This is a genomic window from Arthrobacter sp. Y3225116, from assembly GCF_059091245.1.
On the sequence record NZ_JBNHGL010000093.1, the window covers coordinates 1 to 10,467 of the forward strand.

At 68.7% G+C, this 10,467-nt stretch carries 8 protein-coding genes and 1 pseudogene; 8 read left to right on the forward strand and 1 reads right to left on the reverse strand.

The window, feature by feature from the left end; all coding sequences use genetic code 11:
- From AC5RV2_RS10210 to AC5RV2_RS10240, 7 genes and pseudogenes are all read left to right on the forward strand, one after another.
- Positions 1–590: pseudogene (locus AC5RV2_RS10210) on the forward strand (hypothetical protein); the annotation flags it as partial.
- A gap of 189 nt (positions 591–779) precedes the next feature.
- A complete protein-coding gene (locus tag AC5RV2_RS10215) occupies positions 780–2,519 on the forward strand; it encodes an alkaline phosphatase D family protein (RefSeq protein WP_494092231.1) in 1,740 nt (579 codons plus the stop codon).
- 108 nt (positions 2,520–2,627) lie between these two features.
- On the forward strand, positions 2,628–4,442 hold the full coding sequence (glsA, locus tag AC5RV2_RS10220) for a glutaminase A (protein ID WP_494092232.1): 1,815 nt from the start codon (positions 2,628–2,630) through the stop codon (positions 4,440–4,442).
- Positions 4,443–4,603: 161 nt separating this feature from the next.
- Positions 4,604–5,248 carry an ABC transporter permease gene (locus tag AC5RV2_RS10225; protein WP_493978798.1) on the forward strand — a complete coding sequence of 215 codons (645 nt, stop codon included), beginning with the start codon at positions 4,604–4,606 and terminating at the stop codon, positions 5,246–5,248.
- Positions 5,245–6,462 carry an ABC transporter ATP-binding protein gene (locus AC5RV2_RS10230; protein ID WP_494092233.1) on the forward strand — a complete coding sequence of 406 codons (1,218 nt, stop codon included), beginning with the start codon at positions 5,245–5,247 and terminating at the stop codon, positions 6,460–6,462. The genes AC5RV2_RS10225 and AC5RV2_RS10230 overlap by 4 nt, the downstream gene beginning before the upstream one ends.
- On the forward strand, positions 6,455–7,258 hold the full coding sequence (locus AC5RV2_RS10235; RefSeq protein WP_494092234.1) for an ABC transporter permease: 804 nt from the start codon (positions 6,455–6,457) through the stop codon (positions 7,256–7,258). The genes AC5RV2_RS10230 and AC5RV2_RS10235 overlap by 8 nt, the downstream gene beginning before the upstream one ends.
- A 26-nt stretch (positions 7,259–7,284) precedes the next feature.
- Positions 7,285–8,226 (forward strand): glycine betaine ABC transporter substrate-binding protein, encoded by a 942-nt coding sequence (locus AC5RV2_RS10240; protein WP_494092235.1) that lies wholly within the window; start codon positions 7,285–7,287, stop codon positions 8,224–8,226.
- A 122-nt stretch (positions 8,227–8,348) separates the two neighbouring features.
- On the opposite strand, the gene asnB is transcribed toward AC5RV2_RS10240, so the two are convergent.
- Complete coding sequence (gene asnB, locus AC5RV2_RS10245; RefSeq protein WP_494092236.1) at positions 8,349–9,869, reverse strand: asparagine synthase (glutamine-hydrolyzing); 1,521 nt, start codon at positions 9,867–9,869, stop codon at positions 8,349–8,351.
- A gap of 261 nt (positions 9,870–10,130) precedes the next feature.
- Between asnB and AC5RV2_RS10250 the strand changes: the two genes are divergently transcribed.
- Positions 10,131–10,467: ATP-binding cassette domain-containing protein (locus AC5RV2_RS10250; RefSeq protein ID WP_494092237.1), on the forward strand; the 337-nt coding region annotated here is incomplete at its 3' end.

Consider the following 10,467-nt stretch of genomic DNA (forward strand, 5'->3'; position numbering starts at 1 on the left):
TCGTACCGCTGCGGCGACGCCGCACGGTGCGCGGCGCCCTTGTCCTCACGGCCGCGGTGGTCGCCACCGGGCTGGGAGTGTCCGGCGTCGCGGCCGCCAACCCCGACTTCCGGGCAGCCGCGGACCAGGCCGTCCGGCACGTCGTGGGCTTCCTCGCCCCGTCCGGCACCGGCCAGGAAGCTCCCCGAATCCACTCCGTGCCCGGAGCCCCCGCCCACGTCCCGGCCGTTACGGGCGAGATCACGATTGAGGAAGGCGGCTCCGGCTCGGCCGACACCGGCACCGATTCGCCGGCCGCTCCCGCTGCCCCGGCACATCCTGCTGCCCCCGCGCCGCAGCCCGGGCACGAGGCGAAGCGGGCGGCTGGTACCGAGGATGCTGCCGGGCAGGATGCCAAACGCCCGTCGGGCAAGCCGTCCGGGGACGCGCTCCCCGCGGTGCCGCCGCTGGAGGGCGGACTGCCGGATCCGTCCCTGGGCCAGCGCGACGGCAATCCCGGCAAGGGCGCCCCGAAGGAAAAGCAGGACGCGCCCGTCCCCGATACCGGTCGTCTTCCGACGCTGCCGCCCCTCCTGTCACCGGAGCGCTGACCGGCCGCCTTCCGACGCTGCTTGGCCGCCTTCGTCGGCCGCCTCCACCCCGCCGCCCGGCCCCGGGAATGACGGCGGCGATGCCCGCGGCGAAAAGGGATCCTCCGCAGCGGGCTCTTTCCGCAGGCGGGCGATAGTGGCAGAGTTGCGCAAGGGAACACCGTTCTGTCGGGACAGGCAGGAGGATTCATGACCGCATCGCCGCTGGTACTTGGCCCGATGCTGCGCTATGTGGACCAGACGTCGGCCAGCATCTGGGTGGAAACCCGCGAAGCCGCCACCGTCGCCGTCGTGGTCCAGGGGCGCAGCTGGCAGGCAGGCACGTTCTCCGTGCGTGGCCACCATTACGCGCTGGTCGAGGCCGAGGGGCTGGAGCCAGGCAGCGTGACACCTTATCGGGTGGAGGTTGACGGCATGCCGGCCTGGCCGGAACCGGACTCGCCGTACCCGTCACCCGTGATCCGCACCCTCACGCCCGGACGCCCGCTCCGGCTGGCCTTTGGGTCCTGCCGCACCAGCGTCGAGCATGACGCGACCGGCAACAGGCAGCACGGCGTGGACGCGCTCCGGGCATACGCGCTGCACCGTGCCGACGGCGCGGCCCGGCCCGGGGACAAGGCCGGCACCGGGACCGGGGACGCGACCGGCGAGGCACCCGACGGGACGGAACCCGGCTGGCCCGACCTGCTGCTCTTCCTCGGCGACCAGGTCTATGCTGACTCGACCTCCGAGGCGATGCAGGAGTTCATCCGCGCCCGCCGCAATATCAAGGAACCGCCCGGCGAAGAGCTGAAGGACTACGCGGAATACGCCCACCTGTACATGCTCGCGTGGTCGGACGGCGCCAACCGATGGCTGCTGTCCACGCTGCCCAGTGCGATGATCTTCGACGACCACGACATCCGCGACGACTGGAACGCCTCGCTGACCTGGCGGCGGCAGATGGAAAAGAAGCCCTGGTGGCATGGCCGCATTGTCGCCGGCCTCGCGTCCTACTGGGTCTACCAGCATCTGGGCAACCTGTCCCCGGAGCAGCGTGCCGAGGACGAACTGTGGCAGCAGGTGGTGAACCATCCGGGCGACGGCGAACCGGACCTCAGCGACGCGCTGGAAGCCTTCGCGGAACGGGCGGACCGGCAGCCGGACACCTACCGCTGGAGCTTCACCCGCGACATCGGCGGTTCACGGCTGGTCGTGCTCGACTCGCGCGCGGCCCGTGACTTGCAGCCGGACCGGCGGACGCTGCTGGACGAGGAAGAAATGGCCTGGCTGGACAGCCAGCTCCAGGGCGGCTTCAAGCACCTGCTGATCGGGACCTCGCTGCCGTTCCTGCTGCCCAAGGGCCTGCACCACATCGAGTCGTGGAACGAGGCCCTCAGCGAAGGCGCCTGGGGCAAGCTGCCGGCGGCCGCCGGCGAACTGCTGCGGCGGGCCGTGGATTTGGAGCACTGGGCAGCCTTCCAGCGCACCTTCCACGAGGTGGCGGGCGTGGTGCAGGAGGTGGCCGACGGCGGGCGCGGACCGGCGCCGGAGACCGTCACCTTCCTCTCGGGCGACGTGCACTTCTCCTACGTGACGGAGGTGGTGCGCGACTCGGGCAGCCGGATCGTCCAGGTCGTCTGCTCGCCCGTCCGCAACCCGCTGCCCCGGTTCCTGCGCTATTTCACCGCCGCCATGTCCTATGGCATCGCCGCTCCGGTCGGCGCGCTCGTAGCCCGCGGCGCGAAGGTCCCAAATCCGCCGTTCACCTGGAAGAGCCACATGCGGCCATGGTTCGACAACAACCTGGCCAGCCTGGAGGACTCCCCCGACGGCCTGAAGATCTGGTGGGAAAAGGGCGTGGTGCACGGCGGCGACGATCTGCACCCGGACCTGGAAGAGGTCGCCTCCCTGACCATCGCGCCGCAGGGCAGTCGGATTGCGCGGTAGCCCCATCGCGCGGTAGTCGGATCGCGCGTTGGCCCGATGGCGCGATGAGGCGTAGGCCGGCCCGGGCGGCTGTCCGGGGCGCGCCGTCCGCCCGCTTACGCTGGTGATATGGAATCGCCGATCGACAGCTACCTGCGCACCCTGCACGCCGAGATCTCCGAACTCCGCGGCGGCACGCCGTATCTGGTTGGTCCTGCCTCGGCGGTAGTGGATCCGGACGACTTCGGGATCTGCCTGGCTACCGTGGACGGCTACGTCTACGAGGTGGGCACCACGCGCAAGGAATTCACGCTGCAGTCGATCTCCAAGCCGTTCAGCTACGCGCTGGCGCTGGCCGAGCTTGGTTTCGACGCGGTGGACGAAAAGGTGGATGTGGAGCCCTCCGGGGACCCGTTCAACGAGATCTCCCTCGCCGCCGGCACCGGGCGGCCGGCCAACGCGATGATCAACGCGGGCGCGCTGGCGGTCACCGGGATGATCAAGGGCTCCGGCGGCAGGTCCGCGATCAAACGGATCCTGAACACGTATTCCGAGTTCGCCGGCCGGAAACTGAAGAGCAGCCCGAGGGTGTTCGAAGCCGAGCTGCGCAACAGCGACCGCAACCACGCACTGGCCTACCTGCTGAGCTCGTTCGGCATCATCGAGGACAGCCCCACCACCGCGTTGGAAAACTACCTGCGGCAGTGCTCGGTGCAGGTGACCTGCCGGGACCTGTCCATCATGGCCGCGACCTTGGCCAACGGAGGCACCAATCCCGTCACAGGCAACCACGTCATGGACATCGGACCGGTGGAACGGGTGCTGTCGGTCATGATGACGTCGGGCATGTACGACGACGCCGGAGACTGGGTCACCAACGTGGGGATGCCGGCGAAGTCCGGGGTGGGAGGGGGCACCCTGGCGGTGCTTCCCGGGCAGGTCGGGCTCGCGGTGTTCTCCCCGCCGCTGGACGACCACGGCGGGTCGGTCCGCGGGATCGCCGTGAGCCGCCGGCTGTCCGAGGACATGGAGATGCATTTCGTGCGCTCCGCGCGTGCGGGGCGTTCCGCGATCCGCGCCAGCTACGACATCACCGACGTTCCTTCCGGTATCCGCCGCACGGACGAGTCGGCCGAGGTGCTGCGGGAGAACGGCCATCGCGCGCAGCTGATCGAGCTCAACGGTGACCTGCTGTTTGCCGGTACGGAATCGATGGTCCGGGAGATCAGCTCGCTCCCCGACGACGTCGAGCTGGTGGTTTTGGACCTGCGGCGCGTCGACGAAGTGGGCGGCGTGGCCCTGCGCATGTTCGCCCGCCTGGAGGAGATCCTGGCCGCGGACAACCGTGAACTGCTGCTGATCGATCCGGAGGACAGGCTCGCCAACGTCTTCGCCGATACCGGGCGGCCCGTGCCGGTTTTCGACACCCGCACCGGTGCCGTCGAGTTCTCCGAGAACCGCCTCATCGCCCGCTACGGGGATCCGCTGGGCGTGCCCACGTCGGTTCCCGTGGAGCAGTCGCTGGCCCTGGGCACCCTGCACCCGGACGAAATCGTCGCCCTGGTGGAACGCATGGAGCCCGCGAAGTACGAGGACGGCGAGATCGTCCGGCGGGTCGGCCAACGGTTTGGCGGGGTGTACTTCATTGTCTCCGGCCGGATCAGCACCATCGCCGCCGACTCCGAGGGACGGCGGGTCAAGCTGAGCACGCTCAGCGCCGGCATGACGTTCGGCGAACTCGCGCTGGGCAGCGAAGACCGGCAGGAAACCACCGAGAAGGCGGACGGCCCGGTGGAACTCATGGTGCTGTCCTCGGAGGCGATCGAAGAACTGGAGGAGCAGGACCCGAAACTGGCGATGCGCCTGTGGAAGGCGCTCACCCGCGACGCCTACACACGCGTGGACCAGTTCCTGCGCGAAACCGCCGTCCGGATCCGCGACTGACCGACCGCGGCGGCCCGCTGCCGGCAGCCCGATGGGCATCCACGAGCCGGAATCAACTATAGTTACGGGCAGTCGTAGCATCTGCCACATCGGCAACAGAAACCACACCAGCCTCGGTCTCTCCGTGTCTTGTTCCCGGCAGAGGTTGCAGAAAGGAACGTGTGAACTTTTTCGAGTTTCTCGCGAAACGCGCCGACGACATGCTGGAAATGGGCATCGAGCATGCCGTCCTCGTGGGCGTTTCGGTCACGCTCGCCACCGTGATCGGGGTCGGCCTGGGCATCGCGACCTATCGGCACGAACGGCCGCGCGAAACGGTCCTCGCGGTCACCGGTGCTTTCCTGACCGTCCCCTCCTTCGCGTTGTTCATCCTCCTCATCGGCCCCCTGGGCCTGGGCGCGCTGCCCGTCGTCGTCGCCCTCACCATGTATGGCCTGCTGCCCATCGTCCGCAATACCATCACCGGCCTGCGCGAAGTGGATCCTGCCATCGTGGAATCGGCCAAGGGCATGGGCATGAGCCGTACCCAGCGGCTGCTCAGGATTGAACTGCCGCTGGCGTGGCCGGTGATCATCACCGGCATCCGCGTCACCACCCTGATCCTGCTGGGCATCGCTGCCATCGGCGCGATCGTCCTGGGCCCGGGCTACGGAGAGCTGATCTTCACCGGCCTGGCCCGGGTAGGCACGCCGGTGGCCGTCAACATGGTCCTGGCCGGAACCCTCGGCGTGATTGTCCTCGCCATCCTGTTCGACCTGCTCTTCCATACCGTCCGCAAGCTGACTACCTCCAAAGGAATCCGATGACCGTATCCGACCATCAGACCCCCCAGCCCAGGCCGGTCAAGATCCGCTTACAGAACCTGTCCAAGAGGTTTCCCGGGCAGAAGGACAACGCGGTTGACGACCTGACCCTGGACATCTACGAGGGCGAGATCGTGGTGCTGGTCGGCCCGTCGGGATGCGGCAAGACCACCACCATGAAGATGATCAACCGGATCATCGAGCCCACTTCCGGCCGGATCATCCTGGACGGCGAGGACGTTACCACCACCGACCCGGACCAGCTCCGCCGCCGCATCGGCTACGTCATTCAGCAAGTCGGCCTGTTCCCGCACATGACCATCGGCGAAAACGTGGCCACCGTGCCCAAGCTGTTGGGCTGGGACACCAAGCGTATTTCCGCACGGGTCGACGAGTTGCTGGACATGGTCAACATGCCGCCGTCGACCTACCGCAACCGCTACCCCAAGGAGCTCTCCGGCGGACAGCGGCAGCGGGTCGGGGTGGCACGTGCCTTGGGCGCAGACCCGGAAGTGATGCTGATGGACGAACCGTTCGGGGCCATCGACCCGATCACCCGGGACCGGCTGCAGAACGAATTCCTGCGCCTGCAGTCGGAGGTGCGCAAGACCATCGTGTTCGTCACCCATGACATTGATGAAGCGATCAAGATGGGCGACCGGATCGCCATCCTGCAGGACCGCTCCCGGATTGCCCAATACGACACCCCGGAGCAGATCCTGACCGCCCCTGCCAATGATTTCGTCTCCGACTTCATCGGCAACGGCGCCTCCCTAAAGCGGCTGAACCTCAGCCGCGTGGCCGATATCGAGCTGACCCAGTGGCCGACCGTCCGGCTGGACACCCCGGCCGAGGACGCGCTGGAACAGCTGCGGCGCAGCGACCGCTCGGCGCTCCTGGTGCTTGACCATGCCGGGCGGCCCCGCCGCTGGGTGGGTGCGGACGATCTGCACCGGGCAGGTACGCGCGCGCTGGACGAGGTGGGCCTGCCGCCGGAAGCAATCCTGGAACCGAGGGCTACGCTGTCCGATGCGCTGAACGAACTGATCACCGCCCGCTACAGCGTGACGATCGTGGTGGACTCGCACGGTGTCTACCAAGGCGTGGTGGACATCGAACAGATCAATGAGGCCATCCGCGCCATGCGGGACACGGCGGTCGCTCGAGCCCGGGCCGGGCTGGGCGAGGTGGCCGAAGCCGTACAGGCGGGTGGCTGACGTGGCCGCTGCCGCACCACACCCGGTGCACGACCAAGACGTTGCCGTCCAACCACCGGCCGGGACGCGGCGCCGGAGCCTGACCGGTTACCTGCTGGTGCCGGCCATCCTGGCGCTGGCCTGCCTGGCGCTGTACCTGTACGTCGGCTCGCAGGAACTGGACAGCATCGAGGCGCGCGCCCTGGCCCCGGCCAACCTGGCCGCCGCCCTGGGCCGGCACCTGCAGCTGACCGCGGTCTCGACGCTGCTGACCCTGGTCATCGCGGTGCCGCTGGGCATCCTGTTCACCCGCCCGGCCATGCGCCGGGTGCGCCCCTACCTGATTACCCTGCTGACCCTGGGACAGGCGGTTCCGACCATCGCCGTGCTTGTCCTGCTGGCCGTGGCGTTTCTGTTCCTGGGTTTCCAGGCCGCCATCGTGGGCCTGGTGCTTTACGCCATCATCCCGGTGCTGCTCAACACCATGGTGGGCCTGGAGCAGGTCGACGAATCCGTGCTGGAAGCCGGGCGGGGCATGGGCATCTCCAAGTTCGGCGTCCTGCGCCGGCTCGAACTTCCCCTCGCGGTGCCGATCATGCTGGCCGGCGTTCGCACCGCCCTGGTGATCAACGTGGGTACGGCCACCCTGGTGACCTACATCAACGCGGGCGGACTCGGGGACATCATCGTGGCCGGGCTGTCCACCAACCGCGTGCTGGTCCAGATTGTCGGCGCCGCGCTGACGGCGGTGCTGGCACTGCTGATCGACTACCTGGCGAGCATCGCCGAAGACTTCCTGCGCCCGAAAGGGCTCTAGGCCATCCCCTGCATGACGAAAGAGGAATGATGAAAGCGAATAGTTCACGGAAGACGGCGTTCGCCGCGTTTGGCGCCGGAGTGGCCTTGCTGCTGACGGCCTGCGGCGGCGGCGACGCAGCCGAGGCGACTGGCGACGGCGAGCTTGCGGGCGCGCACTTCACGGCGGGCTCCAAGGAATTCACCGAATCCATCCTGCTTGCCCAGATCGCGGCCGTCGCGCTCGAGGATGCCGGTGCCACCGTCGAGGACAAGACAGGCATCTCCGGCAGCGCGACCGTGCGCGAGGCCCTGCAGTCGAGCCAGGTGGACTTCTACTGGGACTACACCGGAACCGGCTGGGTCAATGTCCTCGGCCACACCACCGAGGACGTGCCGGAAGACCTCTACGGCGCCGTCGCGAAGGAAGACGCGGAGAACGGCGTCGCCTGGCTGGAACCGGCGCCGTTCGAGAACACCTACCGGATCGCCGCGAAGAAGGAGTTCGCGGAGGCCGAAGGCATCACCAACATGACCGAAGCCGCCGCGTTCATCCAGAAGAACCCGGACCAGGCTGCCGTCTGCGCCGCCAGCGAGTTCATCAACCGCGACGACGGGCTCCCCGGCCTGGAGAAGGCGTACGGTTTCGAGTTCGGCAAGATAGTGGAGCTGGACCTGAACCTCATCTACACACAGGTCGGCGGATCCTGCCAGTTCGGCGAGGTCTTCTCCACCGATGCCCGGGTCATCTTTAACGACCTGACCGTGTTGGAGGACGACAAGGAATTCTTCGTCCCGTACCAGGGCTCCATGACCCTGCGCCAGGAAACCCTGGACGAGTACCCGGCCATTGCGGAGATCATGGCACCGATCAGCGCCGCGCTGACCAATGAAGTCATCACCGGGCTCAATGGCCGGGTGGATAACGACGGCGAGGATCCCCGCGACGTCGCCGAGGAGTGGCTGCAGGAGCAGGGCCTGGTGGGCTAGCCACCGCACCTTGCCACCGCAGAACGGCCAGCGGCCGCCGGTCACCACGACCGGCGGCCGCTGGCCGTCTCAGGCCTACCGAACCGCCGGCAGTCCCGGGCCTCCCCGAAACCGCCCGCGTCTCAGGCCTCCGCGAAACGTCCGACCGTCTTCTGCGCATCGATCCCCGGCAATGCAGCGGCGAAGATGCGGTAGTAAGCGAGTTCCTCGCGGGTCCGCACCGGCGGATCCAGCACGCCGGCCTCCTGCTCGAGCTCGGCTTCGCTGACCGAGGCTTCGAAGTGTTCGCGAAGCACATCGTTCATGCCGGTGCCCTCGCCGAATTGCTCCTTCGGCCGCCAGAGCACCTCGTGCGGAACCATCCCGTCGAAGGCCTTGCGCAACAGCCATTTGGCCGGCCGCTCCGGTCCGGTCAGTTTCCACGCCGGCGGCAACGCCAAGGCCAGTTCCACCATGTCCAGGTCCAGGAAGGGCAACCGCGGTTCGATCCCGTTGGCGCCGGCCACCCGGTCCACCCGCTGCAGTCCCCCGATGGGCATGCCTTCGATGGTCTCCAGCAGATCCTCGTGCAGCGCCTCGCCGGAGTCGTGGCGGCCGTAATGCGAGTAGCCGGCGAACAGCTCGTCGGCTCCCTCGCCCACCAGCACAATCTTCACGTGTTCGGCGGCCAGCCGGGACACCAGGAAGTTCGGCACCGCGCTGTGCACCAGCGTCGGGTCAAAGGATTCAAGCTCCGCGATCACCTGCGGTACCAGCGCGACCGCATCCTCTGCGGTGTAGACCAGCTCGTGGTGCTCGGTCCCCGCGGCGGCCGCCATCACCCGGGCGGCGAGCAGGTCGGCGCTGCCCTCCAGGCCGACGGCGAACGTCTTGAGAACCTTCCCGCGCTCGGCGGCCTTGCGGGCCCCCACGGCCGTGACGATGCTGGAGTCCACCCCGCCGGACAACAGGACGCCCACCGGAACGTCGGCCTCCAGGCTTCGCTCCACCGCCCGGACCAGGGTGTCGCGCAGGGCATCGAAGACCCACTGCGGCGGATCCTCGTCCGGCCGCCGGCTCTTGAGCAGCACCGGGGCGCCCGCCGGGAAGACGGGCCCCGCCATCAGGCCGTCCTCCGGCGTCCAGGCATGGCCCGGCGGAAACGGCTCCACGAAAGGCCGCCACTCGTCGTCGAACGCCTTCATTTCGGAGGCAAACAGCACGGTTTCGCCGCGGCGCGCCCAGTACAACGGGGACAATCCGAGCAGATCCCTGGCCGCGACGAACCGCCCGTCATCGCCCGCGACCACCAGGGCAAACGGACCCCAGAGCTTCTCGAAGGCGGCCACGCCGAGCTCCTCGTACAGCCGCAGCGCGGCCTCCAGATCGGAGCGGGTCCGGAAACCCTCATGCCCGAGCCGGTCGCGGATCCGGCGGTAGTTGTAGATCTCGCCGTCGCCCACCAGCCACGCGTCGCCGTCGCGGCCGGCCAGGGGTTGCTGCCCGTTCTCCGGATCGACGATGGCCAGCTGCCGGCTGCCGAGCCAGGAATTGCCCACCCGGCGCGACCCCGATCCGTCCGGCCCACGGTGTGCCAACCGGTCCAGCATCCGTTCGCCCGCTGTCGCATCGAACTCCCCGTGGGCAGCCACTATCCCTGACATCTGCATCCCGCCTTCGCGCTTGTTCAACAAATCCGGCGCCGCATGCGGCCGGGCTCTGTCCGCCCCAGGCGCTGCGACGCGACTTCTCCAGCATAGCCAGCCGGCGCCCACGCCCTTCCCCGCCGGTCGCGGGCCGGGCCGGCAGGCTCCACGGTTCCCCGCCGTGGAGGCGGCGCGGGCCAGGCCGGCAGACTCCACCGTTTCCCGCCCCGGAGCCGGCGCGGTCCGGACCACCCGCCGCCGCTCTCTAGACTGGTAGGCATGACTGCAACGCTGGTGGCCAAGGACCTCTCGGGCGGCCACGGCCACCGCACCCTGTTCTCCAACCTGAACCTGACCGTCGCGCCGGGCGACGTCGTCGGGGTGGTCGGCGCCAACGGTGCCGGCAAGACCACGCTGCTCCGGATCCTGGCAGGCGCGGACGCACCGCTGGCGGGGTCGGTGAGCACGGCGCCCTCGGACGCCTTTGTCGGCTGGCTGCCGCAGGAACACGAACGGATTCCCGGCGAGACCATCGCCGCCTACCTCGACCGCCGCACCGGTGCCGCGGCCGCCACCGCCGCCATGGAAACCGCGGCCGAGGCGCTGGGCTCCGGCT

Coding starts and splice junctions, on each gene's coding strand:
- AC5RV2_RS10215 (WP_494092231.1), top strand. CDS start 780: ATGACCGCATCGCCGCTGGTACTTGGCCCGATGCTGCGCTATGTGGAC.
- glsA (WP_494092232.1), top strand. CDS start 2,628: ATGGAATCGCCGATCGACAGCTACCTGCGCACCCTGCACGCCGAGATC.
- AC5RV2_RS10230 (WP_494092233.1), top strand. CDS start 5,245: ATGACCGTATCCGACCATCAGACCCCCCAGCCCAGGCCGGTCAAGATC.
- AC5RV2_RS10240 (WP_494092235.1), top strand. CDS start 7,285: ATGATGAAAGCGAATAGTTCACGGAAGACGGCGTTCGCCGCGTTTGGC.
- asnB (WP_494092236.1), bottom strand. CDS start 9,869: ATGTCAGGGATAGTGGCTGCCCACGGGGAGTTCGATGCGACAGCGGGC.